This is a genomic window from Aliiglaciecola lipolytica, assembly GCF_018860635.1.
Taxonomy (GTDB): domain Bacteria; phylum Pseudomonadota; class Gammaproteobacteria; order Enterobacterales; family Alteromonadaceae; genus Aliiglaciecola; species Aliiglaciecola lipolytica_A.
Window position 1 is genome coordinate 70,928 of sequence record NZ_JAHKPT010000010.1, and the last position, 24,277, is coordinate 95,204.

The window sequence follows — 24,277 nt, forward strand, 5'->3', positions numbered from 1 at the left end:
ACCTGTGGACCGGGCCATAGAAAGCGGTAGTGCTGAGCACGAATACGCAAATTGCAGCCATATAAAAGGATCAATATAAAGTAGATGATTCGAATAAATTGGTGCGTCCGAGTAGACTCGAACTACCGACCCCTACCATGTCAAGGTAGTGCTCTAACCAACTGAGCTACGGACGCACTGTATAAAGATGCTTAACACGAATGTCTCAAGCGGCGCGTATAATAACGATGCTTTTCGCTATCTTCAAGGAGTTTTTCAGCTTTGTTGCCACAAATGCACAATTTTTCCCCATAACGCCGAGTTCCGCGGAAATTTAGGAGTGCCAGCGAGTGAATTTTCCGTAGCAGCGCCGTGTTATGCATTTTGTGTCACTTTTGTAATATTGAAACCTTCCTCTGATGTTGGCGCTACAAAATATTTTGTAACCTGCTCAAACATATCTGCTGTATCAGTTGCTGCTCTTTCTGGCTGCTCTTTGCGTCTTTTTCCAATCTGTTTTAGGCAGACTTCATTTGGCAAGTCGATGTATATCAAATTATGTGGCGCTTCGATCTCGGAGAAAATACTCCGAAACCAATTTCTTTGCGAAAGAGTGTTTGCCGGAAAATCCATAACCACATTAGTTCCCGCAGACAGTATGGATTGAACAAGTTTTTTAATCTGCGGCTTAAGTAGATTTGAATATTCAATATAATCATTTAGCGATGAAATTCTATTTGCATAAAGCGACGAAAGCCATTCATCTTCTGAAAGCAATACTGCGTTACTTTCCTGCGCGATTTCAGCAGCTCTTGTAGACTTTCCTGAACCCATTTTTCCACAGAAAAAAGTCAAAGATCCTTTGTTCATAGTTTCTCTCTACTTTGATGCATAACAGTTAAAAATTAAAGGGTTTCACTTTATTTGCTACGTCTTGATCTTGGGTTAAATTAGCAAACGCCTCCCCTAACCTATCACTTTGCTCAATCACCGTTTGCCAATATCCTATGCGTTGTTGCGCTGGCATTGTTTCAAAGTCTTTTCTATCTGGTATTTTCTGATAAGGCAATGAAGCGATAAACTCATCAGATGGGACAGCCATTACCACTTTGTCATAGCTACTTTTGTGGGGTAGTCGACGCTTTAATGATTTATCAAACCAACCTGGAATCGGCTTAGGATAAAAATGTGGATAAAATACCAAGCCATCATGGGGTCCGAAGTTTAAATCAAAATGATAGTCTATGATGCCGCCGTCTCGATACATGCCTTTAGGCGCTCCATTTATATTCGATACACCTTCAATCACTAGCGGAATAGAACCTGAGGCCATTAATGCTTGTGCTAAGTTGCGTTTTGACAACGGCACGTAACGAGTTGGCATTTTATTAGGATCAGATATCTGTAGTTCACTTGTAGGGGAAGCAAAAACATAGCGTTCATAAAATCGTTGCAAAAAGCGCCGCTGTACCGCGTTAGCACCTGCACTGGCTAAAAGGCCGGTTAATTGCAACGGTTTAGCTTCAAACTGCGTGAGTCCTTTACATCGCGCGACAATGAAATGCGCTTTAATAATAGGATTGTGAATAATTTCCTCAACCCCATTATCCCCTAATACATAGTCTAATAATTCTAAACCAGATAGGGTGATTTCTTTGGCTGTGGGCTTGTCGCTGTATTCTGTGTGTGAATAACGATCTGCTAAACGGTTAATTGCAGCTAAGGGATCTTGTTGGGCAAAACACGCAAATCTAAACGCTCCAGCTGAAGAACCAATAACCTGCAGCGGTGTTTTACGCTGAGCAAAAAAGGTAGAAAAGACATACCTATCTAACCCTGCTAACACGAACCACTTCGGCCCGCCAGAAGCACCTAACATGTAATCAAACATGTGTTGTTTTAGACCATGCTGCTGAATTTCCTTCAAAGCAGTTGGACCTGCATATAAATCAAGTACTTGCACTAACTTTAAACCCATAAAATAATTGAAGTTTAATGTACCAATCAATAAGTTATTTGCAAGTATCAGAAATATTTTAGTTTTTAATAGTTATCTACAAGCACCTAGGTTAAGTGTTTTCCTCAAACAAGGCACATACCGCGCCAGCAGGATCTTGGATAATAATGTAGCGACTCGTTGAACCATATGACTTCACTTTCGATAATAATTGACCTCCGCGAGCTTGAGTCTGCGCAATGGAGTCCTCTAAATTAGCCACTTTAAAATAAAGCAGCCACTGCGCAGGGAGGCCTGCATTGCTGCCTTTTGCATGACAAATCCCCACAACATCCTGATTATTACTTGGTAACTGCATGGAAAAATCTTCATAATCTCCCATGTTGATGGGATTAGCTTGCCAACCTATAACTTGTGCATAAAAATCTTTTACATCCTCTGCGTTTTTAACAGTAAGGTCACTCCAAACCACTGAACCTACGGGTGCTGTAGACATATTCATTCACCTTAAATTAAAACGGTTTAATTTTAACCAAAAATGTCACTTGATGGATTTCTGGACAGCGAAATATAACCCATATATTTCAACAAGTTAAGTGACATATAAAGTTTCCTCAACAAGGTTATCCACAGAAACAGTGGATAACATTTAATAAAGCGACTTTCACACTAACACTTGACTTACAGCTTAGCTAACGCAAAATAAAAGACCAATTAAAAAGGAATGCAAATGGCCACTCAGACATTAGCTGCTCTGCCTGACACTTATACAATCCATAGCCTTCCGTTACACGCTCAGATCCCTTCTCAAATGTTTAATGCGTCTTTGTATTTATCGTTGGTGAGTATTATGACGCAAATAGGTAATGTACTGGTGACTGCCAAAATCAGTAGATTTGTTGTATCTAATTTTGAAACCGATAACTTTCTGATTAAACAAAACGATATTGATTCTGCCGCTAATGCGCGTGAAAATCACGGTTATAAAGTTGTATTCTAATGCGCCTTTTCAATCGACTACTAGACAATCCAGAACTCACTGAGCATAAACGTAAAATTGATATTTTGAGCCCCGTTAGCGGCAGTATCAATTTACTTGATTCAGCCAGTAACCTGTTATTCAAACAACGATTATTTGGTGAAGGAGTGGTTATCGCGCCAACCGGCTTTCAAATATTGGCACCATTTGACGCAATCGTTTTAGAAATAAGTGAAACGGCCCACCGAGTGCGCTTAAAAGACAGACATGGATTGAAACTACAGATCCATTGCGGTTGGGGTGCACAAAATCTAAATGGTGAAGGATTTAAACGAAAAGTTGTTGTTGGCCAAAAACTTAAACTAGGACAACCCATATTAGATTTTGACGCTCGTAAATTGAAACTCGCATTAGAGGATAACGCTTTTTACATAACCCTTCTCAATAGTGATAAAGTAAAAGGGCTTATAGTTAACCCTCGTAAGGTTACGGCATGTGAAGATCCTGTATTTTCTGTGTTGATCTAAACTTTAAGGATTGGTACAACATCGTTTACTTGGCAATGACATTATTAAGCCTTTAATAATAATCATTTATTTTCATTTCATAATTAACAAACAAGAACCATTTTTATGACTCAAATGTTCGGCATCAAAAATTGCGATACCATTAAAAAAGCCAAAAAGTGGCTGGAAGAGAACCAAATAGAATTCACTTTCCACGATTACCGTGTCGACGGTTTAGAACGTGATTGGCTTGAAAAAACAGAATCTCAGTTGGGTTGGCAAAAATTGCTAAATCAAAGAGGAACGACTTTTCGTCAGTTACCAGATGAACAAAAACAAGATTTAAATCGGGAAAAAGCCATCGAATTGATGCTGGCATCTCCTGCCATGATAAAACGTCCAGTGTTAATCCATGATGATAAATACATTTTAGGTTTCAAGCCGGCAGATTATGAAGTGGTTTTTAACTAATGATGGACTCAATTGCACTGACTAAAGAACTGATAAATCGTAAATCCGTCACCCCTGAAGATGCTGGTTGCCAACAGCTAATGGCTGATATTTTAGCTCCCTTGGGTTTTGATATAGAATCAATGGTTTTTGACGACACCACCAATATGTGGGCAAGAAAAGGCAAACAAGGTCCGCTATTTTGTTTTGCCGGACACACTGACGTAGTGCCATCAGGCCCTGCCGAAAAGTGGCAAACACCGCCTTTTGAAGCAACCCAAATTGGCGAATATTTGCATGGCCGAGGTGCCGCAGATATGAAAGGAAGTTTGGCTGCTATGTTGGTGGCGACTCATCGTTTTGTAACAGCTCACCCAAATCATAATGGTGGCATCGCGTTCCTTATTACCAGCGATGAAGAAGGACCATTTATTAATGGCACAACCAAGGTTATTGATACCCTCGAAGCCCGCAATGAAAAAATTGACTGGTGTTTAGTAGGCGAACCGTCAAGTACCGAAGTAGTTGGCGATGTGGTTAAAAATGGTAGACGGGGATCACTTACAGGCGATCTAATTGTGAAAGGAATACAGGGTCACGTAGCCTATCCTCATTTAGCTAAAAATCCCATCCATATTGCTTCACCAGCGCTTGCGGAACTGGCTAAAACTCACTGGGACGATGGCAATCGATATTTCCCCCCCACCAGCTTTCAGGTATCTAATATCAATGGTGGCACGGGTGCCGGCAACGTCATACCAGGTGAACTTCATGTGTGTTTCAACTTTCGATTCTCAACCGAAGTTACCGACAAACAATTAATAGAAAGAGTGTATGAAGTTCTCGATCGTCACGGATTAGATTACGACATTAAATGGACGTTTAACGGACAACCTTTCCTAACGGATCAAGGCCCTTTAGTTGAAGCTACGCAGCAAGCCATAAAGGCAGTAACAGGCAAAGATACCGAGTTATCCACTGCTGGTGGCACTTCAGACGGTCGATTCATAGCGCCAACAGGAGCTCAAGTGGTTGAACTAGGTCCGGTAAACGCAACTATTCATAAAATAGACGAAAAAGTGAAATCTACTGATCTGGAAATACTCACAGATATTTATCACGATATATTATGTCGACTGCTCCTCTAATGCCTGCAACAAAAATGTCTGCACCGAGCTGGATGGGCTTAACTGATGCCCATATCCAGCCAATCGGTAAACATCACGGCTTAGTTGCCGATGTGAAAACAGCGTTTGAAGCTATGCAGTTAGCTGCACAAAAAGACGGCATTGACATTCAGTTGGCTAGTAGCTTCCGCAGTTTTGACCGCCAATTAGCTATTTGGCAAAAAAAGTGGTTAGGAACCTTGCCAATAAATGATATCCATAGCCACCCCATAAATACCTCTGAGTACACTGAATTAGAAAAGATACATGCCATTATGACCTGGTCGGCTCTTCCAGGAGCAAGCCGTCACCATTGGGGAACAGACTTGGATGTATACGATAAAAAGGCCATTGAACGCTGCGGGCAGCCCTTGCAGTTGGTGAGTGCCGAATATGAACTAGCCGGCCCATGTTATGAACTGCATTGCTGGCTTGAAGAAAATGCAGATAACTTTGGCTTTTATCGTCCCTATAAAACCTACAATGGTGGAGTTGCCCCCGAAGCATGGCATTTAAGTTATGCCCCAATCTCGAAGTCAATCATTAATCAACTAGAACTGAGTCAACTCGCCAATCAACTCGCCAGTGTCAATATTGGTGGAAAGCAAACTATCTTAAGGCACTTAGACAAGCTATTTGAGCGTTATACATTAAATGGAATAATACAATGAATATATGGCTGATAGTTACCTTGTTGATTGCATTAGGCTTGGTTGTAGGCAATATTTTATTACTGAAAATGAGTGCTAAAATGACATTCGAAAAAACCAAAGCAAAACCAGAAGATGAAATTCTAGATTCCAAACCTATTGATAAAAAGCAAACCAAAATAAAAGAACCAGAAGATACAAACAAGCCTTAATTGGAGTACTGAGCGGTGCGGATAACTCTTCTTGCCAATCGAGATTTAGCCAGCAACATGGCAATAAACTTATTACTTCAACAACTCCCTGAACATCATTATTGTATTTTTCTGTCTGCAAAAGTGGGTAAATTAGACAATGTCCCTGAACCACTGAAAAACTTGGCCTTTATCGAGCAAACCTTGTTTAATCAAATTGTTTTTCCAGTGCTTGCAAGCCAACAACACTGCAAAGCCAAGATTTCAACGCCACCAGCTCGACAATCAAGCCGATTTAAGAGTTTTCAACAAATGGCTCATGACTCAGTGCCGGTCAGTGATATTAAAGACATTAATAGCCTGGCAGGAATTCAACGCATTGCTGAGCAAAAACCTGAACTGATCATTTCAATTCGATTTGGTCAAATATTAAAAGATCCCATAATCAGCATTCCTAGCTTAGGTGTGATAAATCTTCATTCGGGTAAATTACCGGATTATAGAGGGGTAATGGCCACATTTTGGGCAATGTTAGATAACAAAGAGGAAATAGGCACAAGCTTACATTTTATAGATTCATGCCAGATAGACGCAGGAAAAATCATTTCTTCGACTCAACAAAAAGTGAATTATAGTCAGTCTTATTTACTCAACGTTTTAGCCTTATATCCACAAGGTGTGAATAACATTGTATCTGCGGTCAACAGATTGAACCGCGGCGAGACGTTGGACACAAGAAGTATGGATCTCGCGTCGGGTAACTACTATAGTTTTCCAGACTCAACAACCCTTAATCAGTTTATTGAACAAGGAAAACAACTCATTAACTATGATGAAATCCCTTCAATCATTGAAAAATATCTGTAGTGCCGCTCAACTAAATTAAGTGAATAACATTTTACTTTTGAATATTGCAAATCTTGCCTATCAGAAAACGCTTAAACGTCACCAAGGTTAAAAAGGCGTCCCTAAGTTATGCCCTTTACTCATATACAAATCATCATATTTTAAGCCACCATTTCCATAAGGTTGCTTTTTAGGACCGGTATTACAGTTCATTAAAAAATGCGTTAAAGGCAGCTCCCGTTGCATTCGGAAGGTGGCATCACTATACACTTTTTGCTGTTGAGGGAACTCATCACCGCCCTTTACATAAACATCGTAGCTTTGACCGCCATCGCGGCTTTTACTGTTATTAACCACATACCATATTTCATACCATACACCGGGCACTAGAGGTTTGGCGTCTTTTCCTGTGCTGTTATTTTGAATATTAGCGTATCCGCTTTGAGTCTTAACCATTAAGGCACCAGTATTTTTATGGCCGTTTGATTCTGTTTTATCGGTTACCCTCAAGGTAGCTTCAAATGCATTGTAATCGTTTAACTCAATACCTTCTGGAGTCATATTGCTAATACCAAATGCGTGGTTATTGGGGAAGGACTCCACATTTATGCGGGTATAAAACGTATAGGTTTCCCCCACTTTGACCGTTTGGGGAAGAACAGCATAAGTTAACGCCTTTCGATTGCCAACGATTCCCTCAGCCGCCGGTTTTTTAATTAAATAAAAATTGCTTTTACTGGCAAAGTCTTCCTTACGGCGTTCGCTAATTTGTGGGGAATGAATTTTTGGTGAAGTGTCGTTTTTGGTATCCGCTTTAGTCCATTTATCTAAACTGTTGGCCGCTTCAAAGTTATCTATCAGTATCCAATCTGTCGCCCGAGCCTTATTTGCAGTAAAAATACTTAACGTCACGGACAAAATGAGTAAACTAAATTTAAGCACACTCATGAATTCACCTGCAAAACTAACTGGATATGATGTTTTTTTAAGAATCATTATAGAAACCTCATGGATAAGATCACTTTAAACGATGCACCAACTAGTGGGCTCTTTGCAACGTTAACCGATTCTTTGACTATAACGCAAAATCATTTTATTTTGTTAGTAAACCAATGCCACTACTTTCATCGCAACATGATATTGCACATCGAATAAAAGCAGTGTTGTTAAGCAAATTTCAGCGCTACATGAAAATCAATCTAAATTCCATGCTAGCTGAAATTCAATATTTTATTAAAAGGTTAAAACATACATTTGGCTTGTATCAAACTTACCTTTCAATCCATCTAAGTATATTGATTGGATTGCATTTACTCCAACTATGTTAGTAGTGCTCAACAAAGGCTCCATATGTTTCGAAAATCCCCCCCAAGCCTCCGCGTAGCGCAGCATAAACCCTTTCCCACCCCACTCTTTCATGCGTTTATTGACTTGCGTTGGCGCAAAAAAGAACTCTCCATGCAACTCGCCGGCGTAAGACTTTGCTTGTGATTCAACATCGGTAACACCAATATAAATCATCTTTTGCAAACTAGCGGCTAAATGAGCTTGAATATCCAATAGCAATGGTTTGTTTCCAGAAAAGTCTAATACGATAGTTTGCGCATTTTTATCTAGCGAGGAAAATTCTTGGTAATCGAGTACCTGATCGTAACAAGACGTCTTTTCGGTAAATGCTTTGTTGTTTGCAGATGTAAGACCCACAACTTGGTAATTTAATCCGCGACTCTTACAATGATGCTTCAAAAGATAAGCAGCTCCGTATGCAGTTTTACTGGATGCACTAGTTAACACAATGGTCGCTGTATCAGAGGTTGCAATTTCGCCGACAAAATCATCCAATACAAAAGACGTCATGAATAATGGACGAAAGTTGAGTTGCCAATCTTCTTTATTAGGGTCATACGCTGGATCTGCATTGCAACGCACATATTGGTCGTAAACGCTGGAAATACTTTTGCGTAAAGGGCTAACATCGTAAAAATCATTGGATGTTACTTTTCCTGCGGTAATCACTAAATGCGTAGCAAAAGGTAAATACCCAAAAACTTTTTCTCCGACAACGAGATCTGGACTATTTGAATACTCGACTGTAGCGAAGCCCCATATGGGCATAATACCAAAGCCATCCTGCGCTGGGAAAAATCCCCAATACCCCATTTTTTCACCAAATAACGCATAAGTAATGTTGTTGGCCGAAAAGCCAAAAGAATCAACTTTAAGAACCACTTCGTTCGTTTCTAACGAATCTGTATCAATTGAACTACTTACAACATCGAGTTTACTGAGATCGGATTTATTGGTTTGGATCTGTTGAAGATTGAAGACTGACATTTAGCATTCCCCTAACACTTGAAGTTATTATTAACGTTAATAATAACGCTAAGCTGCTAACAGATTTATCATCCTTTTGAATAGAAGAGAATAACACCCCAAAATATTTAAATCATTTAGCATAATGAGCTACCAAGCATCTAAATTGTCAAAAGATTGATGCACTAGAGGGACAAACCAATTTTCAAATAACTTCACCTTTTGCCACTCGAAATTCTGCGCAGGCGCGACCAAATACAAGGAGAACGGACTAGGGTAACTAAATTCTAGCAAAGCCAATAATGAACCGTTTTGTAAGTGATCTGCAACTAAACTTTTGTTCACCAGTGTAAACCCACGCCCAGCCACTGCATTTTCAATTAACAGAACTGAATTGCTTGCACGAATTGACGGTGTTAACCCATGTATGTCCACTGCATAGGTTTGACATAAGGTTTCAAAAACAGTCGCCACATCCGGACTAGTATCTTCAATCCAAGGCAATTGAAATACCACGTTCGGGTTATTTATTTGCTGTTGCGCAATAACGTCGGGGCTTGCCACTAGAATAAGTTGATCGTTAACTAGTTTCTTCTCAGCGAGGCCTTTATATCCGCCCTGCCCCATTCGTATGGCTAAATCAATATCGCCGCGATTAAAGTCGACTAAATCATTACTTGGCGCTAATTGAACCATCAGTTCAGGATGTAATTTTTGAAACTGGAGTAATCGCGGTAATAACCAAAGTGAAGTAAAAGAGTGAATTGTGGAAATTCTCAATATATTAGGGTTTGCATCGCCTGAAATGACTTTTAAGCCTGTTTTGAACTGGGAAAACCCTTGTTGAACATAGGGAAGTAATAATTCACCGGCATGAGTCAACTGAGTTTGTCGATTCGAACGTTCAAACAACCTTTGCTCCAAAAAGCTTTCCAGTAACTTTATCTGCTGACTGACTGCTGCCTGGGTTACAAATAATTTTTCCGCGGCTAATTTAAAACTTGATAACTCTGCCGCCACCATAAAAAAATGCAGAGATTTAAGTGGTGGAAGATTTTCTCGCATAATTAGGGACTTCCCTTCAACTCAAACTCAATTAAGTTTTTCTTAATCATAGTTAATTTTTAATCGTTTGTTCAAGTTGTATTTCAACACTAATCTAACCTTGAAACATCCACTAAAAAAAAGGAATCAACATGAAAAACTTAATCTTAATAACTCTAGTTCTATTGAGTTTAAATCTAAATGCGAAAAATAGCGAACAACTAGAAACTAAGTATTCAAACCAAGGATACCCTTACAAAATGTTAATTGACCGCTCAGATTCAATAAAGATTTTATTTACTGAAAAAAGTGAAAGCGTTCGTTGTGCAGTGCGCTTTAATCAAGGTGATATAGAGCAACAAACAACTTATTTAGATGTGAATAAAACAGACTTTAAAAAACAGCCGTTAGTTAGCTGTTTACCAAGGTTCCAAGCCAAAGCTTGGTTGAAACGAACTTTCGAGTGATTAATAGATTTTATACTGATAGCAAAATCACTAAATATAAATATCTAAGTGCTTTCTTCCCTGTTCATCTACGGATGGAAGTTCAGGGTCTACGGCCTCTTGATCTTTTGCCTGCTTTTCAGCTTTTTGTTCCTTTTGACTTTTTTTATCCGACTTGCTTTCTTCTTTATCATCAGAAGATTTTTTAAAATACTTTTCCCGCGCGTCTCTCTCCTCGGTGTTCAGCTCCTTTTCTTCGTCATTCAATTCACGAAGTTTCGCCTCTTTTTCGACTTGTTTAACTTTGAGCTCATCTTTTTCAATGGCCACTTTACCTTCACGGGGTAAAACAGAAAAAATCAAATCACTCGTCATAGGATTTACTCACTCTATTTTCAACTGAAAATGAATTTTGTAGGTATATACCCACAAACCATGCATTTGCGCATTTATTTAGCTATCGTATTGATTTTGACTTACTTTAACACTTTTCGTTCAATATTTGAGCTAGATTGCGAAATTGCATGATGCTAATGCCTTTTAGTTTTAACTAATACAATCTTAAATTATCACTTTTAGGTGTTTGTACTTGCATTATCTTTGTGGTTTGGATAATGTTCTGCGCATCAACACGAGAAACCAAAGCGATCAAGAGAAGCATATGATTTTTTTCACCAATAAAGCACGTCTAAACTGGCATCATCATCATCATATAGCATAACCTTTCAGGTTCGTGCTGGAAGGTTAATTGTCCTTCCAGTGGTACAGAATTTTTCTAAACCCCCGGAAGGAAACTTCTGGGGGTTTTTCGTTGTTATGGCAACGATTTGAAATTTAACTTTATATTGAGGCAACAACATGAGCGAGAGCAAACGACTACGTATAGCGGTTCAAAAGAAAGGGCGATTAAGTGATGAAAGTATTGGATTGCTTAAAGCTATTGGCATTAAATTACAAATACGTGATCGCCTTTTAATCGCTCATTCTACCAATCAACCGATTGATCTATTATTGGTGCGTGATGACGATATCCCAGGTTTGGTTATGGATGGCGTGGTCGATTTAGGCTTTATTGGCGAAAATGAACTTGAAGAAAAAATGCTAGAGCGCCAACAATCAGGTAAACCTCACGAATTTAAAACCTTACGTCGTTTAGATTACGGTGGTTGCCAATTATCCATTGCCGTTCCTACCGAATTTGATTATCAGGGTTTAGAGTCCATTAACGGTTTAAAAGTAGCAACGACTTATCCTTTTCTTTTAGAGCGGTTCTTCAAAAACAATAACATTGATGCTCAGTCAGTTATGTTAACCGGCTCTGTGGAAGTTGCCCCCCGAGCAGGTGTAGCAGATGCAATTTGTGATCTAGTATCCACAGGCGCAACACTGGAAGCAAACGGTTTACGTGAAGAAGCGGTAATTTTCAAATCTAAGGCTGTGTTAATTCAACGTGCTGGCGAACTAACAGATGATAAACAAGCGTTAATTAATCGCCTGTTACCTCGAGTCGATGGCGTTATGCAGGCCAAAGAAAGCAAATATATTATGTTGCATGCGCCTAAGGCTTATTTAGAGCAAGTGAAAAGCTTGTTACCGGGCGCTGAAAACCCAACGGTTTTGCCGTTAGCAAACAATGACGATACGGTTGCAATTCACGTGGTTAGTTCAGAGACACTTTTCTGGGAAACGATGGAAAAGCTGAAGTCACTCGGTTGCAGCTCAATATTAGTTATGCCAATCGAAAAAATGATGGGCTAAACATATGACCACGCAGATTCAAAACTGGGCAAATTTGTCAGATTCTCAAAAACAAAATATTTTGAGTCGCCCAGCTCAGGCTGACAACGAAAAATTGACTAAAATTGTTAGTGATATTTTACAGCAGGTAAAAGAGCGCGGTGATGTCGCTGTCCGAGAATTAACCGAGCAGTTTGATGGCATTCGATTAACGAAATTGCGTCTGAGCAATGAAAGCCTAATCAATGCCGCGAACGAGATCAGCGATAACGTGCGAACTGCCATCGATTTAGCATATGCAAATATCAAGGCGTTTCATCAAGCTCAGTTTCCTACTGATGTAAAAATAGAAACTCAGCCAGGCGTGCTGTGTGAGCTTAAACATTCAGCCATTGATTCGGTTGGTTTATATATTCCCGGTGGGAGCGCACCATTGCCATCAACAGTGCTTATGTTAGGCGCCACGGCTCAAGTTGCCGGTTGTGAACGCAAAGTGTTATGCACTCCTCCCGATGCGAAAGGCAATATTGCCGCAGAAATTCGCTATGCAGCACAACTGTGCGGCATTGATGAGATATATTTAATTGGTGGTGCCCAGGCGGTCGCAGCTATGGCATTTGGCACTGATTCTATCACTAAAGTGGATAAAATCTTCGGCCCCGGCAATAGTTTTGTTACCGAGGCTAAACAACAAGTTAGTACTAAATCAGATGGTGCTGCTATTGATATGCCTGCCGGTCCTTCTGAAGTTTTAGTGATTGCAGATGAATCAGCGGACCCAAACTTTGTTGCCTCAGATTTGCTTTCGCAAGCAGAACATGGTGCTGACTCGCAAGCGGTTTTGGTAAGCAATAGCCAAACATTGATAGAAGCGGTGCAATTAGCCGTAGAAAAACAATTGCAGCAGTTATCTCGCAAGGAAATTGCCGCAAAAGCGATGCAACATGGGCGATATATATTAACCTCTGACGTTAACGAATCAATTTTGGTCAGCAATCAATATGCACCTGAGCACTTAATTGTACAGGTCGAAAACGCTCGGGATTTATTACCGAAGCTAAAATATGCCGGTTCTATTTTTATCGGTAAGTGGTCTCCTGAATCTGCAGGCGATTACGCTAGTGGGACGAATCACGTATTACCCACTTACGGATACTCTAGAAATTACTCAAGCTTAGGTTTGGCAGATTTCATGCGTCGTTACACGGTTCAAGAACTCAGTTACCAAGGGCTTTCCAATATTGGTAATGCAATTATGGACCTTGCCGAAGCAGAGGGGCTTGATGCCCATAAACGTGCGGTTTCAATTCGTTTAAATGGAGATAGCGTATGAGCAATTTAGTCGAAAAGCTACTCTGCGATAACGTAAGAAGCTTGAAACCTTATGAATCTGCGCGCCGGTTATTTGCAGCAGGTTCGGGGGAAGTTCAACAAACGTGGCTAAATGCTAACGAATCCCCCTTTGCAAACAATTACGATGTCGATAGTGAACGCTTTAATCGATACCCAGATTGCCAACCCACCAGCGTTATTAATTCCTATGCAGCGTATTCAAAAGTGGCGGCAGAAAACACCTTGGTTAGCCGAGGTGCCGATGAGGGTATTGAATTGCTAATTAGAGCCTTCTGTACCCCTGCAAAAGACGCCATTTTAATTTGTCCTCCAACCTACGGTATGTATGCAATCAGCGCAGAAACATTTAATGTAGGCGTGCACAAAGCACCACTAAACGATGATTTTAGTTTGGACGTAGAAAGTATTTGCGCACACAAAGACAAAGTAAAATTAGTCTTTATTTGTTCACCTAACAACCCTACGGGGACGAGTGTTGATTCAGCACAATTACAGCAAGTTGTTGAACATTTTGCAGATTCAGCCTTAGTGGTGGTAGATGAAGCTTATATTGAATTTGATTGGCACAGCACTTGGGCAAACAAGCTAGCTACTTATCCAAACTTGGTAATCTTGCGAACGCTCTCAAAAGCCTTTGCGCTAGCCGGTATACGATGTGGCTTTACCTTAGCGGCTCCAGCGGTGATACAAGCATTGTTAAAAGTCATTGCCCCCTACCCGATTCCAGAACCTGTCGCGCAGATTGCTAAACAAGCGTTACAGACACTAGGTATCGACAGAATGAAGCTGCAGGTAAGTGAATTAAATGCGCAAAGAGCGTTACTTAAAGAACGTTTGATGAGCATTCCAAGCGTTGAATTAGTCGGCGACGATAAAGCGAATTTCATTTTGTTCCGATGCGAACAAAAACAAGAACTTATGCAGTATTTAGTTGATAATCACACTTTAATTCGTGACCAATCAAAACAAATAAATCTACAAAACTGTCTGCGCATAACCGTTGGCACAGCTGAGCAAAATCAACAGCTAATGGATTTAATCTTTTCATTTTTCAAAAAACAGGAATCGGCACAATGAGCGCCCTACCGATTTTATTTATAGACAGAGACGGCACATTAGTAGAAGAACCCCCTATTGATAAGCAACTCGATCGTTTAGACAAATTAGTTTTCGAGCCGAATGTAATACCTGTGCTGTTGAAACTACAACATGCTGGTTATCGTTTAGTCATGGTTTCAAATCAAGATGGTTTAGGAACTGATTCGTTCCCACAAGCAGATTTTGATGCTCCTCATAATATGATGATGGATATTTTTTCTTCACAAGGTGTGATTTTTGATGATGTGTTAATTTGTCCGCACTTTGAAGAGCAACAATGTAGTTGTCGCAAACCCAAACTTGGTTTAGTGAAAGACTATCTGCAGCAGGGTAAAGTCGATTTTAGTCGCTCTTTGGTCATTGGTGACCGACAAACTGATATTGGCTTAGCTGATAACATGGGTTTAAAATCTCAGTTGTATAACCGCGAATCAAATAATTGGTTGGCAATTGAAAAAAGTATTTTAAGCTCAAGCAGAACAGCGACTGTGACGCGAAATACATCGGAAACGCAAATTAGCGTATTTGTTGATTTAGATAGCACGGCCAAGTCTACTATCGATACCGGATTAGGCTTTTTTGATCATATGCTCGATCAAATATCGACTCACGGTGGTTTTGAATTACGTTTATCAGTCAATGGCGATTTGCACATTGATGATCATCATAGTGTTGAAGATACGGCGTTAGCCTTAGGTGAAGCAATTAAAAAAGCGCTAGGCGACAAACGCGGCATCGGTCGTTTCGGTTTTGCGCTACCTATGGATGAATGTCGTGCTGAATGTATCATGGATATTTCTAATCGACCTCACTTGAAGTTTGAAGCCGAGTTCAGTCGCGATACAGTTGGTGAAATGGCAACTGAAATGGTGCCACATTTTTTCTATTCCATAGCCCAAGCAATGGGATTATCTCTGCATTTATCCACCACAGAAGGTAATGCTCATCATCAAGTAGAAAGCCTGTTTAAAGTGTTCGGGCGAGCATTGCGTCAAGCGATTACCAAACAAGGTGATATGCTACCCAGTAGTAAGGGAGCATTATAAGCATGTCAGTGGCAAGTTCTTCACAAAACACCGTTATTATTAATACTGGGTGTGCAAATATCTCTTCGGTAAAATTTGCACTGCAAAGGTTGACGCAAAATGTAACAGTATCGGATGATCCAGCTATTATCGGAGCTGCAGACAAACTTATTTTGCCTGGTGTTGGTAGTGCTAATGCGGCGATGGAAAGCATTGCAAACAAGCAACTAGCTAGTTGTATTCAATCTCTGACTCAACCTGTTTTGGGGGTTTGTTTAGGGATGCAATTAATGGTTACCGATTCCCAGGAAAAAGCCCATCAAAGCGACCTTGGAAATACCCCTTGCTTAAATTTAATACCTGGGCAAGTAAAACGCATGCAAGTAGGTGATTTACGCTTACCTCATATGGGTTGGAATACGGTGGACGCAGTTGAACAAAACTCAATATTTAAAGGAATTCCGCAAGGAACTTATTTTTATTTTGTACACAGCTTTGCGGTAGATGTTTACTCCCATACTTTGGCTGCTAGCCAATACGGAATGCCTTTTTCTGCGGCAATACATAGAGACAACTTCTATGGTGTGCAATTCCACCCAGAACGTTCTGGAGATGCCGGAGCTACCCTACTGGAGAACTTTTTAAACTTATGATTATTCCAGCAATAGATTTAATTGACGGTGCGGTTGTGCGTTTATATCAAGGCGATTACGATCAAAAAACCCAATACAAACTTGATCCTGTTGACGTTGTTCATAGCTACGCTGATCAAGGGGCAAAATGGTTACATATTGTCGATTTAACTGGCGCAAAAGATACAAGCAAACGTCAACTCGAATTAATCAAGCGTATGGTTGATACCCAACGTATGCAGTTTCAAGCCGGTGGTGGTATTCGTTCTGAAGCGGATGTTGCGCAACTGCTTGAAATTGGAGTTAAACGCATTGTAATTGGCTCATTAGCAGTTAAACAACCAGCAGTAGTTAAACAGTGGGTGACTAAATATGAACCAGAAGCCATTGTTTTAGCATTAGACGTCAATATCGATGAAAACGGCAATAAATTTATTGCCACCCACGGTTGGCAAGAAAGCTCTGGGGTTGCACTAGAAGGGTTGCTAGATGACTTTTTAAGTGTCGGAGCCAAACATGTGTTGTGCACTGACATCAGTCGAGACGGAACCCTACAAGGGGCCAATCACCAGTTATATACAGAAATGAAACAGCGTTTCCCAAATGTAATTTGGCAGGCTTCTGGTGGTATAGGTTCATTGGCAGACATTGAAGCATTAAAACCTAGTCATGTTGATGGTGTGATCTTAGGGCGAGCGCTTTTAGAAGGTAAGTTTACCCTTAAGGAGGCTATCCAATGTTGGCAAGGAGAATAATTCCCTGTTTAGATGTCCGAGATGGCAAAGTAGTCAAAGGTGTTAAGTTTCGCAATCACGAAATAATTGGTGACATAGTGCCATTAGCTGAGCAGTACGCACAGCAAGGTGCCGATGAGTTAGTATTTTATGATATTACCGCATCCAGTGACCAACGAGTTGTCGATAAAAGTTGGGTTAGCCGAATAGCACAAGTAATAGACATTCCGTTTTGCGTGGCTGGAGGCATCAAATCAGTAGAAGATGCGGGACGAATTTTAGAAATGGGAGCGGATAAAATATCTGTCAACTCCCCCGCTCTAGCCGATCCAGAATTGATCACACGATTACATGATACCTATGGTCAGCAATGTGTTGTTATCGGTATTGACAGTTACTTCAATGAACAAAGCCAACAATACGAAGTTTATCAATTTACCGGTGACGAAAAGCGCACGCAAAATACTGGACGCTTAACAGCAGACTGGGTAGAAGAAGTGCAACAACGCGGCGCAGGTGAAATTGTGCTTAACTGTATGAATCAAGATGGTGTTCGCCAAGGATATGATATCGCGCAATTAAGCCTTGTGCGTAAGGTCTGTAAAGTGCCATTAATTGCCTCTGGCGGTGCAGGTGAAAAACATCATTTTTACGACGTTTTCAAACAAGCCGATGTTGATGGTGCTTTAGCTGCCTCAGTTTTCCATAAAGGCATTATTCCAATTCCAGAATTAAAAGACTTTTTACGTGCACAAGGGGTGGTCATTCGCGAAGATTTTGTGCAAATGACACCCTAGCAGCGCAACTGAAAAAACAGAGAACTCGATGATTATCAATCAACAAACAATAGACCAGTTAAGCTGGGATAAAATGCAAGGTTTAATCCCATGCATTGTGCAAAACGCAGTAAGTGGCAAAGTATTAATGCAAGGTTATATGGACCAAGCGGCCGTGATGACAACTTTAGATAGTGGTCACGTCACATTTTTTAGTCGCTCAAAACAGCGCTTATGGACCAAGGGGGAAACTTCCGGCCATACTTTGGACTTAATAGAATTAACTGCTGATTGTGACAAAGATTCAATCCTCGCTTTGGTAACACCAAACGGGCCCACTTGTCATTTAGGTACAGAATCTTGCTGGGCATCCAGCGAAAGTGCAGACTTTACCTTCATTGCCGAACTTGAAACCATCTTGGCGGCAAGAAAAACAGCCGATCCCGAGTCCAGTTATACTGCGAGCTTGTACAACAAAGGCATTAAACGTATTGCCCAGAAAGTTGGCGAAGAAGGCGTTGAAACAGCCCTAGCTGCAACAGTCAAAGATTTGCAAGAATTGAAAAATGAATCCGCAGACTTACTCTATCATTTAATTGTTTTATTACATGCTTCGGATCTGTCATTGAGCGATGTGGTTGACATCTTGAAGTCTCGCCACAACAAAAAATAAGTATAGAGTATGGCTTGGCATCACATTGCCAAGCCAAACACAGCTTTATCTTTACATATCCCGCGTTTCTGCCGCCAAATCTCGCGTCTTTAAAGTTCAAGTTATTTTATCTACTTGTTGTTAGAATAATCTCCTAACAGCTTTGAGTTTCATCCAAATGAAAGGACGACTAAATCATGCAAACTTCTCGTGCCACTTTGATATTTAGTGCTGCTTTAATCATTAGTAGCGCAATTTTAGGCTATTTCTTAGAGCAATCTGTTGAGCGCTTTCGAGCCTTCGAACGTACTATCACAGTAAAAGGCTTATCAGAACATGAAGTACCTGCCGACACTGCCATTTGGCCAATTCAGTATAGTGTGATCAGTGATGATCTAGCGGATTTGTACAAGCAACTCGAAATTCAACAAAGCATCGTTGAGCAGTTTTTATTAGAAAATAATTTTTCAGAAGAAGAGATAAGCGCATCAACTCCCACGATTAATGACAAAAAAGCGCAAAACTACGGAAGCTACAATCCCAATGATACTCGCTTTACTGCAAACCAAACATTCACTGTGTACAGTGAAAAGATTGACACCGTACTGCAAGCACAAACCAAGTTATTAGAGTTAGGTAAACGAGGCCTAGTGCTTAATGGCAATAGTTATGAAAACCAAACTCAGTTTTTGTATTCGGGATTAAATCAAATAAAGCCTAATATGATTGAGGATGCCACTCAAAAAGCCCGTGAAGTAGCCGAAAAATTTGCGGCTGACAGCAATAGCCAATTAGGAAAAATAAAGCAAGCCAGACAAGGTCAGTTTAGTATTTCCGATAGGGACAGTAATACACCACATATTAAACAAGTAAGGGTGGTTTCCACCATTGAGTATTACTTAATAGATTAATGCCAATTTAATTGTTTTCGTCAAATCTAATAAGGGGTATTCACGATGCGCACAATTGGTTTAATCGGCGGTATGAGCTGGGAATCAACTGTAAGTTATTACCAAGTGATTAATCGACAAGTAAAATTGCGTTTAGGTGGTTTTCATTCTGCAAAACTCATCCTGCACAGTGTTGATTTTGCACAAATTGAACGCTTACAACATCTGCAAAAGTGGCAAGAATTGGCTGAACTTCTAGCCGATGCAGCTCGTGGACTTGAACTGGCGGGGGCTGAATGTGTAGTGATTTGTACCAATACTATGCATAAAGTCGCTGATAAGGTTGAACAAGCGACAAAACTCCCGCTTATACATATTGCCGACGCAACGGCGAAAGAGTTGGTCTTAGACAAGATCCAAAAAGTAGGATTATTGGGTACACGCTTTACGATGGAACAAGATTTTTATCGCCAAAGAATACAAGACAAATTCGCAATCGAGGTATTAACCCCTGATCAATCAGATAGAGATTTTGTGCATCAAGTCATTTACGATGAACTATGCTTGGGGGAAATTAACTCATCGTCACGAAAAAACTACCTTAATATTATACAAAAGATGTATCAACAAGGTGCACAAGCAATTATTCTAGGTTGCACTGAGATTGCGCTTTTAATCAATCAAAATGATACTGACATTCCGCTCTACAACACCACGGATATTCATGCTTTAGCTGCTGTGGATTTTTCCTTAAATAATTAGCTTTTGCCATCTAACTAGTCACATTTAACTCGCTACTTTTACGACATAAATATTTACATACTAAGTTTGAACTATGAAATTCACGGTTATCTAATAAGACAATCAGTAGCATTACAACGGACTATCACTTAGGAATATGATGATGATAAAACAAAAGTTAGTGGGTGTATGTAAGCAGAATTGGGGATTCTTACTGTTTATTTTTCTCATGTTTGCATCACGAAGTAGTTTAGCCGATTGGTATCATGTGCCTTCTGGTTCGATGTTACCCACCATCGAAGTAGGTGATCGCATTTTAGTTAACAAAATGGCCTATCGCATAGAATTACCCTTTACAGATATCCCTTTAATTCAAACAGGCGCACCAGAACGAGGGGATATAGTAACTTTTAACTCGAAAGTTGCACAAGAAAGACTGGTAAAACGCATTGTAGGAATACCCGGAGATCATATTTCAATGGTCAATAACCAATTAATAATTAACGGCCGAATATTAGCCTATACAAGTCAACAACAACGGGATTTTTATCAAGAAGATCTATTGGGCAAAAAACATTTGGTGCAATTTGTAGCCGTTCCTCACAGTAAAGACAATTTTAACAATATTGAAATTCCAGTGGGGTACTATTTTGTGATGGGTGACAACCGTAATAACAGTGTTGACTCCCGTTATATTGGCTTAGTTAGTGAACAGGAATTACAAGGTAAAGCCACAAAAGTGATCGCCTCTTTTGATAAAGATAATTATTATCTACCCAAAACAAACAGAAATTTATTAAATTTAAATTAATATAAATCAATGAGTTATAAATTATTTTTATTTTTTTAAATTTTTTTCATTGAAAATCTATTCCTCCACCACATATTTATATTGTCGACGCCGAAAGGGTCGACAAATAAAAACGCCGCCGAATACTCGGGGCACAATTTGAAAATTTAAACATATTGCTTAATAGCGAGGATATGACTATGCGTAACATCGACTTATCACCACTTTATCGTTCTTTTATTGGTTTTGATCACTTAGCATCTATGATTGATGCCGCTTCACAAAGTGAAAAACAAACAACCTACCCTCCATACAATATCGAGTTGTTAGAAGAAGACAAGTATCGAATTACTATGGCAGTGGCAGGATTTTCCCAAGAAAATATAACCATTGAGACTCAGGAAAATACCTTGAAAGTCTCTGGTACGCTGCCAGGAAAAGAAAGCGATCGTAAGTTCCTTCACAAAGGTATTTCCGAGCGAAATTTCGAAAGAAAATTTCAACTTGGAGATCACGTGAAAGTATTAACAGCGGATATGCAAAATGGTCTGCTGCATATAGAACTCGAACGCGTGATTCCTGAAGCGAAAAAGCCTAGAAAAATTGAAATAGGTAGCAAAACTAACAACTATATAGAAAATAAACCTGAATAGTTAGTTACTATTGATAATTTAAAACGGCGTCCTCGGACGCCGTTTTTTGTGTTCTTCACCAATAAAAACCTGATGACTTTTGTATCAATTAATATAACGTCAGGATATTCAGTACTGACGCACCAACAAGTGATGCAAACGTCATTAACATGCCCCACAACCGTTGCCAACTAACGCCAGTGTGATGACGCAATCCGTAGGCATGAATTATTCGACCTAGTAATAATAATGAACCTATTGCATGAAGAATAAGATGATTACCTTGATTAAGCTCTGCCACCAACAACAAAACAAGTATTAAAGGTACATATTCAGCAAAGTTACCATGTGCTCTGATGATACCTAGGAAATGGCTATCACCACCATCACCTAAACTTACTTTGCGACCTCGCCGCTGTTTTATTACTAAGATAGAAAGATAAAAGAAAGTTATCCCTAAAAGACCAGCGTAAAAAGCTGTTATCGGTGTGCTCATATCGCATCCTAAATTAAAAAGCCCACAATATTGTGGGCTTTAGTCTAAACTATTTGCATAGAGTTTCCAGTGCGGGATTACCCTAACTTTTCAGCTAACTGGCTACTTACAGTTTCAACTGCTTGGGTACCATCGATTTTAATGTATTCACAGTTGCCCGCCTGGGCTTCAGTTGAATAATAATCAATTAACGGCTTAGTCTGTTCATGATAAACAGTCAAACGTTTACGTACAGTTTGCTCTTCATCATCAGGTCGTATAACGAGTTCTTCACCCGTCACATCGTCCTTACCTTCGGTTTTTGGCGGATTATATGAAACATGATAAACACGGCCTGAACCAGGGTGAACACGTCGACCAGCCATTCTTTCGACGATTACATCATCAGCTACATCAAATTCGATACAAAAATCGACTTTAATACCTGCTTGCTTCATGGCATCGGCTTGCGGAATAGTGCGAGGAAAGCCGTCCAATAAAAAGCCGCGTTCGCAATCCGGTTGGGTAATACGTTCCTTTACTAACCCTATTATCAGTTCATCGGAAACAAGTTTCCCTTCATCCATGACTTTTTTTGCAGCAAGACCAAGCTCGGTACCTGCTTTTATAGCTGCTCTGAGCATATCGCCTGTAGAGATCTGTGGAATCCCATACTTACCCATTAGAAACTGGGCTTGTGTGCCTTTGCCAGCACCAGGCGCGCCTAGTAGAATAATGCGCATGCCGTGTCCTCTCATAGTTAAAATTCAATCCAACCGCAACTTTACACATTCATTTGCTGGTATACAAGAATATCAAAGCAGACTCCCCCTAAAGTCTTATAAAAATTAGATATAAGTATGTAAATTTTTCAATTGCTTCTAGTTCCGGGAGCTAAATGGTTGAATTTTAACCTTTTGCTTCAATTAGTTTGAGCCAATGCGGCAATACACCAATTTGCGCAATAGTCAGTTTAATACAAACGAGGATTGGCACTGCTAGTAACACGCCTAGGATCCCCCATAACCACCCCAACATCAGTAACCATAGAATAATAACCAAGGGATTTACTTGCATATTACGTCCTAAAATCGCCGGAGTAATAAATTGTGACTCAACAATATTCAAAATTAAAAACACAGCACTTGGCATTAAAGCGATTAACTCAAAGCCAAATTGCACGGTACCAGCCAAGCACAAAATAATCAGACTGATGAGAGAGCCTACATAAGGTACAAAATTGAGCAAAGCCACTAAGGAGCCCCACAGCAATGCATCTTGAACGCCTAAAAAATGTAGGATAGCGGCGGTAGATAATCCTAACGCAGAGTTGATGATACTAATCGTCACTATATACTTCGATAACGTTTGTTGAATTTTAGTCACTAAAAACACGGTTCGTTTTTTGTTTTTAACAATTGGGAAATCTTCTATAAAAACGGTAAACAAAGACGGTCCAAAAATGAGTAAAAATAAAATCAATATAAGACTTGCCAGAAGCTGACCGATAAACGTTGGTGTCGCTCCTAAAACAGACAGCAACATCTCAATGCTGCCTTGTTTAATATGTTCTTTAACTACATTTTGTTCAGGGTTTGGAGTGGGTTCGGGTGTTTCTTCTTCAAACCAGCCAAAAAAACTAAAACCACTCTTTTCGTTATTTTCATCGACTTGTTTTTTAGCAAGGGTTTCGTGTTTTGAAAACGCTTCACTCATACTGTCAATCTGTTCACTCAATTGAACAGAAAGCTTTGGAACTAACTGTGCCCATTTTTGTGCAGGTTCAGCAAGTTGCGCTCCTAAAAAGCTAAAAGGAGCCACTAACATCACTAGCAGCACAACTGCAGAGATGGGACGCGGAATATGTACTTTTTTAAACAGAGTGACCAAAGGACTCAACAATAACGCTGTTAACACTGTAAAAACCAAAGGGATCAATAAAGATTGCGCAAAATATAGCGTATAAAATACGGCTAATATTAACAGCCAATGCAACGATTTCACCGCCGTTGGTGTTGTTAAATTTGTGCCACCATCAGGAGCTTGTTGACTACTAGTAATATTGTCAGACACTGTTCAACCTTGGTTATTTTTATTTGTCACTTAGAATAGTGCGGCGAATAGAATTTTACCATCTATTCATTGGCAACTAATCCCGTGTAATACCTTTCTAATCCTTCAAACATAAAAAATCCGATGAGAAACTCTCACCGGA

30 protein-coding genes, 1 tRNA gene and 1 other annotated feature are annotated in these 24,277 nt (G+C 39.9%); of the genes, 20 read left to right on the top strand and 11 right to left on the bottom strand.

The features are described from left to right. Positions 1-99: 99 nt before the first annotated feature. The 4 genes from KO530_RS05000 to KO530_RS05015 form a co-directional block, all read right to left on the bottom strand. A tRNA-Val gene (locus KO530_RS05000) sits at positions 100-176 on the bottom strand. A 178-nt stretch (positions 177-354) separates the two neighbouring features. Continuing rightward, complete coding sequence (locus KO530_RS05005) at positions 355-849, bottom strand: AAA family ATPase (protein ID WP_216047314.1); 495 nt, start codon at positions 847-849, stop codon at positions 355-357. Between the two features lie 28 nt (positions 850-877). Next, entirely contained in the window at positions 878-1,942 is a 1,065-nt protein-coding gene (locus tag KO530_RS05010; RefSeq protein WP_216047315.1) for a patatin-like phospholipase family protein, read from the bottom strand. Between the two features lie 106 nt (positions 1,943-2,048). Continuing rightward, entirely contained in the window at positions 2,049-2,432 is a 384-nt protein-coding gene (locus KO530_RS05015; RefSeq protein WP_216047316.1) for a VOC family protein, read from the bottom strand. Between the two features lie 234 nt (positions 2,433-2,666). Between KO530_RS05015 and KO530_RS05020 the strand changes: the two genes are divergently transcribed. The 7 genes from KO530_RS05020 to KO530_RS05050 all read left to right on the top strand — a co-directional run bounded on the left by KO530_RS05020 (position 2,667) and on the right by KO530_RS05050 (position 6,745). Next, on the top strand, positions 2,667-2,936 hold the full coding sequence (locus KO530_RS05020; RefSeq protein ID WP_216047317.1) for a hypothetical protein: 270 nt from the start codon (positions 2,667-2,669) through the stop codon (positions 2,934-2,936). Continuing rightward, entirely contained in the window at positions 2,936-3,442 is a 507-nt protein-coding gene (locus KO530_RS05025) for a PTS sugar transporter subunit IIA (protein ID WP_216047318.1), read from the top strand. Before KO530_RS05020 ends, KO530_RS05025 begins: the two co-directional genes overlap by 1 nt. A 105-nt stretch (positions 3,443-3,547) precedes the next feature. Further along, positions 3,548-3,892 carry an ArsC family reductase gene (locus KO530_RS05030; RefSeq protein ID WP_216047319.1) on the top strand — a complete coding sequence of 115 codons (345 nt, stop codon included), beginning with the start codon at positions 3,548-3,550 and terminating at the stop codon, positions 3,890-3,892. Continuing rightward, the gene (gene dapE / locus KO530_RS05035; RefSeq protein WP_216047320.1) at positions 3,892-5,019 is read left to right on the top strand and encodes a succinyl-diaminopimelate desuccinylase; all 1,128 of its coding nucleotides are present in this window, start codon (positions 3,892-3,894) and stop codon (positions 5,017-5,019) included. Before KO530_RS05030 ends, dapE begins: the two co-directional genes overlap by 1 nt. After that, positions 5,001-5,708, top strand: coding sequence for a M15 family metallopeptidase (locus tag KO530_RS05040; RefSeq protein ID WP_252728866.1), 708 nt, complete (start codon positions 5,001-5,003; stop codon positions 5,706-5,708). Before dapE ends, KO530_RS05040 begins: the two co-directional genes overlap by 19 nt. After that, positions 5,705-5,899 carry a DUF2897 family protein gene (locus tag KO530_RS05045; protein WP_216047321.1) on the top strand — a complete coding sequence of 65 codons (195 nt, stop codon included), beginning with the start codon at positions 5,705-5,707 and terminating at the stop codon, positions 5,897-5,899. The genes KO530_RS05040 and KO530_RS05045 overlap by 4 nt, the downstream gene beginning before the upstream one ends. A 15-nt stretch (positions 5,900-5,914) precedes the next feature. Continuing rightward, positions 5,915-6,745 (top strand): formyl transferase, encoded by an 831-nt coding sequence (locus tag KO530_RS05050; RefSeq protein ID WP_216047322.1) that lies wholly within the window; start codon positions 5,915-5,917, stop codon positions 6,743-6,745. An 87-nt stretch (positions 6,746-6,832) separates the two neighbouring features. Here KO530_RS05050 and KO530_RS05055 read toward each other — a convergent pair whose 3' ends face one another. From KO530_RS05055 to KO530_RS05065, 3 genes are all read right to left on the bottom strand, one after another. Next, positions 6,833-7,672 (bottom strand): hypothetical protein, encoded by an 840-nt coding sequence (locus KO530_RS05055; RefSeq protein ID WP_216047323.1) that lies wholly within the window; start codon positions 7,670-7,672, stop codon positions 6,833-6,835. A gap of 285 nt (positions 7,673-7,957) precedes the next feature. Next, complete coding sequence (locus tag KO530_RS05060) at positions 7,958-9,058, bottom strand: DUF2855 family protein (RefSeq protein WP_216047324.1); 1,101 nt, start codon at positions 9,056-9,058, stop codon at positions 7,958-7,960. A gap of 129 nt (positions 9,059-9,187) precedes the next feature. Beyond that, positions 9,188-10,102, bottom strand: coding sequence for a LysR substrate-binding domain-containing protein (locus tag KO530_RS05065; RefSeq protein WP_216047325.1), 915 nt, complete (start codon positions 10,100-10,102; stop codon positions 9,188-9,190). Between the two features lie 131 nt (positions 10,103-10,233). Between KO530_RS05065 and KO530_RS05070 the strand changes: the two genes are divergently transcribed. Then, entirely contained in the window at positions 10,234-10,548 is a 315-nt protein-coding gene (locus KO530_RS05070) for a hypothetical protein (protein ID WP_216047326.1), read from the top strand. Between the two features lie 30 nt (positions 10,549-10,578). On the opposite strand, the gene KO530_RS05075 is transcribed toward KO530_RS05070, so the two are convergent. Next, positions 10,579-10,902, bottom strand: a complete 324-nt coding sequence (locus tag KO530_RS05075; RefSeq protein WP_216047327.1) for a hypothetical protein — start codon at positions 10,900-10,902, stop codon at positions 10,579-10,581. Positions 10,903-11,223: 321 nt separating this feature from the next. Then, positions 11,224-11,337 (top strand) — a sequence feature (His leader region). A 48-nt stretch (positions 11,338-11,385) separates the two neighbouring features. On the opposite strand from KO530_RS05075, the gene hisG reads away from it, so the two are divergent. The 12 genes from hisG to KO530_RS05135 all read left to right on the top strand — a co-directional run bounded on the left by hisG (position 11,386) and on the right by KO530_RS05135 (position 21,608). Continuing rightward, positions 11,386-12,285, top strand: a complete 900-nt coding sequence (gene hisG / locus KO530_RS05080) for an ATP phosphoribosyltransferase (protein WP_216047328.1) — start codon at positions 11,386-11,388, stop codon at positions 12,283-12,285. A 4-nt stretch (positions 12,286-12,289) separates the two neighbouring features. After that, entirely contained in the window at positions 12,290-13,597 is a 1,308-nt protein-coding gene (hisD, locus tag KO530_RS05085) for a histidinol dehydrogenase (protein ID WP_252728868.1), read from the top strand. Continuing rightward, on the top strand, positions 13,594-14,694 hold the full coding sequence (gene hisC, locus KO530_RS05090) for a histidinol-phosphate transaminase (RefSeq protein WP_216047329.1): 1,101 nt from the start codon (positions 13,594-13,596) through the stop codon (positions 14,692-14,694). Before hisD ends, hisC begins: the two co-directional genes overlap by 4 nt. Then, complete coding sequence (gene hisB / locus KO530_RS05095; RefSeq protein WP_216047330.1) at positions 14,691-15,761, top strand: bifunctional histidinol-phosphatase/imidazoleglycerol-phosphate dehydratase HisB; 1,071 nt, start codon at positions 14,691-14,693, stop codon at positions 15,759-15,761. The genes hisC and hisB overlap by 4 nt, the downstream gene beginning before the upstream one ends. 2 nt (positions 15,762-15,763) lie before the next feature. Next, entirely contained in the window at positions 15,764-16,393 is a 630-nt protein-coding gene (gene hisH, locus KO530_RS05100) for an imidazole glycerol phosphate synthase subunit HisH (RefSeq protein ID WP_216047331.1), read from the top strand. Further along, positions 16,390-17,127: a 1-(5-phosphoribosyl)-5-[(5-phosphoribosylamino)methylideneamino]imidazole-4-carboxamide isomerase gene (gene hisA / locus KO530_RS05105; protein WP_216047332.1), complete on the top strand. Its 738-nt coding sequence runs from the start codon at positions 16,390-16,392 to the stop codon at positions 17,125-17,127. Before hisH ends, hisA begins: the two co-directional genes overlap by 4 nt. Beyond that, positions 17,109-17,903 (top strand): imidazole glycerol phosphate synthase subunit HisF, encoded by a 795-nt coding sequence (gene hisF / locus KO530_RS05110; protein WP_216047333.1) that lies wholly within the window; start codon positions 17,109-17,111, stop codon positions 17,901-17,903. Before hisA ends, hisF begins: the two co-directional genes overlap by 19 nt. Positions 17,904-17,931: 28 nt before the next feature. Further along, complete coding sequence (gene hisIE / locus KO530_RS05115; protein ID WP_216047334.1) at positions 17,932-18,555, top strand: bifunctional phosphoribosyl-AMP cyclohydrolase/phosphoribosyl-ATP diphosphatase HisIE; 624 nt, start codon at positions 17,932-17,934, stop codon at positions 18,553-18,555. Positions 18,556-18,731: 176 nt separating this feature from the next. Then, a complete protein-coding gene (locus KO530_RS05120; protein WP_216047335.1) occupies positions 18,732-19,445 on the top strand; it encodes an SIMPL domain-containing protein in 714 nt (237 codons plus the stop codon). Between the two features lie 45 nt (positions 19,446-19,490). Beyond that, positions 19,491-20,186 (top strand): aspartate/glutamate racemase family protein, encoded by a 696-nt coding sequence (locus tag KO530_RS05125; protein WP_216047336.1) that lies wholly within the window; start codon positions 19,491-19,493, stop codon positions 20,184-20,186. Positions 20,187-20,325: 139 nt separating this feature from the next. Further along, positions 20,326-20,976, top strand: a complete 651-nt coding sequence (lepB, locus tag KO530_RS05130) for a signal peptidase I (RefSeq protein ID WP_436792293.1) — start codon at positions 20,326-20,328, stop codon at positions 20,974-20,976. A gap of 179 nt (positions 20,977-21,155) precedes the next feature. Continuing rightward, positions 21,156-21,608, top strand: a complete 453-nt coding sequence (locus tag KO530_RS05135; RefSeq protein WP_216047338.1) for an Hsp20 family protein — start codon at positions 21,156-21,158, stop codon at positions 21,606-21,608. Between the two features lie 88 nt (positions 21,609-21,696). Here the strand turns inward: KO530_RS05135 and KO530_RS05140 are convergent, their stop codons facing one another. From KO530_RS05140 to KO530_RS05150, 3 genes are all read right to left on the bottom strand, one after another. Next, on the bottom strand, positions 21,697-22,083 hold the full coding sequence (locus KO530_RS05140) for an MAPEG family protein (RefSeq protein WP_216047339.1): 387 nt from the start codon (positions 22,081-22,083) through the stop codon (positions 21,697-21,699). A 77-nt stretch (positions 22,084-22,160) separates the two neighbouring features. Beyond that, a complete protein-coding gene (gene adk / locus KO530_RS05145) occupies positions 22,161-22,805 on the bottom strand; it encodes an adenylate kinase (protein ID WP_216047340.1) in 645 nt (214 codons plus the stop codon). 166 nt (positions 22,806-22,971) lie between these two features. Then, positions 22,972-24,135, bottom strand: a complete 1,164-nt coding sequence (locus KO530_RS05150; RefSeq protein ID WP_354667864.1) for an AI-2E family transporter — start codon at positions 24,133-24,135, stop codon at positions 22,972-22,974. Positions 24,136-24,277: the final 142 nt, after the last annotated feature.

Excerpts from the sequence above, each read along its gene's own strand:
- KO530_RS05140 (WP_216047339.1), bottom strand. The coding sequence starts at position 22,083 with ATGAGCACACCGATAACAGCTTTTTACGCTGGTCTTTTAGGGATAACT.
- dapE (WP_216047320.1), top strand. The coding sequence starts at position 3,892 with ATGATGGACTCAATTGCACTGACTAAAGAACTGATAAATCGTAAATCC.
- hisD (WP_252728868.1), top strand. The coding sequence starts at position 12,290 with ATGACCACGCAGATTCAAAACTGGGCAAATTTGTCAGATTCTCAAAAA.
- KO530_RS05015 (WP_216047316.1), bottom strand. The coding sequence starts at position 2,432 with ATGTCTACAGCACCCGTAGGTTCAGTGGTTTGGAGTGACCTTACTGTT.
- hisC (WP_216047329.1), top strand. The coding sequence starts at position 13,594 with ATGAGCAATTTAGTCGAAAAGCTACTCTGCGATAACGTAAGAAGCTTG.
- KO530_RS05020 (WP_216047317.1), top strand. The coding sequence starts at position 2,667 with ATGGCCACTCAGACATTAGCTGCTCTGCCTGACACTTATACAATCCAT.
- hisF (WP_216047333.1), top strand. The coding sequence starts at position 17,109 with ATGTTGGCAAGGAGAATAATTCCCTGTTTAGATGTCCGAGATGGCAAA.
- hisA (WP_216047332.1), top strand. The coding sequence starts at position 16,390 with ATGATTATTCCAGCAATAGATTTAATTGACGGTGCGGTTGTGCGTTTA.
- KO530_RS05045 (WP_216047321.1), top strand. The coding sequence starts at position 5,705 with ATGAATATATGGCTGATAGTTACCTTGTTGATTGCATTAGGCTTGGTT.
- KO530_RS05120 (WP_216047335.1), top strand. The coding sequence starts at position 18,732 with ATGCAAACTTCTCGTGCCACTTTGATATTTAGTGCTGCTTTAATCATT.
- KO530_RS05125 (WP_216047336.1), top strand. The coding sequence starts at position 19,491 with ATGCGCACAATTGGTTTAATCGGCGGTATGAGCTGGGAATCAACTGTA.
- hisB (WP_216047330.1), top strand. The coding sequence starts at position 14,691 with ATGAGCGCCCTACCGATTTTATTTATAGACAGAGACGGCACATTAGTA.
- KO530_RS05025 (WP_216047318.1), top strand. The coding sequence starts at position 2,936 with ATGCGCCTTTTCAATCGACTACTAGACAATCCAGAACTCACTGAGCAT.
- KO530_RS05070 (WP_216047326.1), top strand. The coding sequence starts at position 10,234 with ATGAAAAACTTAATCTTAATAACTCTAGTTCTATTGAGTTTAAATCTA.
- lepB (WP_436792293.1), top strand. The coding sequence starts at position 20,326 with ATGATGATAAAACAAAAGTTAGTGGGTGTATGTAAGCAGAATTGGGGA.
- KO530_RS05040 (WP_252728866.1), top strand. The coding sequence starts at position 5,001 with ATGTCGACTGCTCCTCTAATGCCTGCAACAAAAATGTCTGCACCGAGC.
- hisG (WP_216047328.1), top strand. The coding sequence starts at position 11,386 with ATGAGCGAGAGCAAACGACTACGTATAGCGGTTCAAAAGAAAGGGCGA.
- KO530_RS05030 (WP_216047319.1), top strand. The coding sequence starts at position 3,548 with ATGACTCAAATGTTCGGCATCAAAAATTGCGATACCATTAAAAAAGCC.
- hisH (WP_216047331.1), top strand. The coding sequence starts at position 15,764 with ATGTCAGTGGCAAGTTCTTCACAAAACACCGTTATTATTAATACTGGG.
- KO530_RS05075 (WP_216047327.1), bottom strand. The coding sequence starts at position 10,902 with ATGACGAGTGATTTGATTTTTTCTGTTTTACCCCGTGAAGGTAAAGTG.
- adk (WP_216047340.1), bottom strand. The coding sequence starts at position 22,805 with ATGCGCATTATTCTACTAGGCGCGCCTGGTGCTGGCAAAGGCACACAA.
- KO530_RS05055 (WP_216047323.1), bottom strand. The coding sequence starts at position 7,672 with ATGAGTGTGCTTAAATTTAGTTTACTCATTTTGTCCGTGACGTTAAGT.
- KO530_RS05005 (WP_216047314.1), bottom strand. The coding sequence starts at position 849 with ATGAACAAAGGATCTTTGACTTTTTTCTGTGGAAAAATGGGTTCAGGA.
- KO530_RS05060 (WP_216047324.1), bottom strand. The coding sequence starts at position 9,058 with ATGTCAGTCTTCAATCTTCAACAGATCCAAACCAATAAATCCGATCTC.
- hisIE (WP_216047334.1), top strand. The coding sequence starts at position 17,932 with ATGATTATCAATCAACAAACAATAGACCAGTTAAGCTGGGATAAAATG.
- KO530_RS05135 (WP_216047338.1), top strand. The coding sequence starts at position 21,156 with ATGCGTAACATCGACTTATCACCACTTTATCGTTCTTTTATTGGTTTT.
- KO530_RS05065 (WP_216047325.1), bottom strand. The coding sequence starts at position 10,102 with ATGCGAGAAAATCTTCCACCACTTAAATCTCTGCATTTTTTTATGGTG.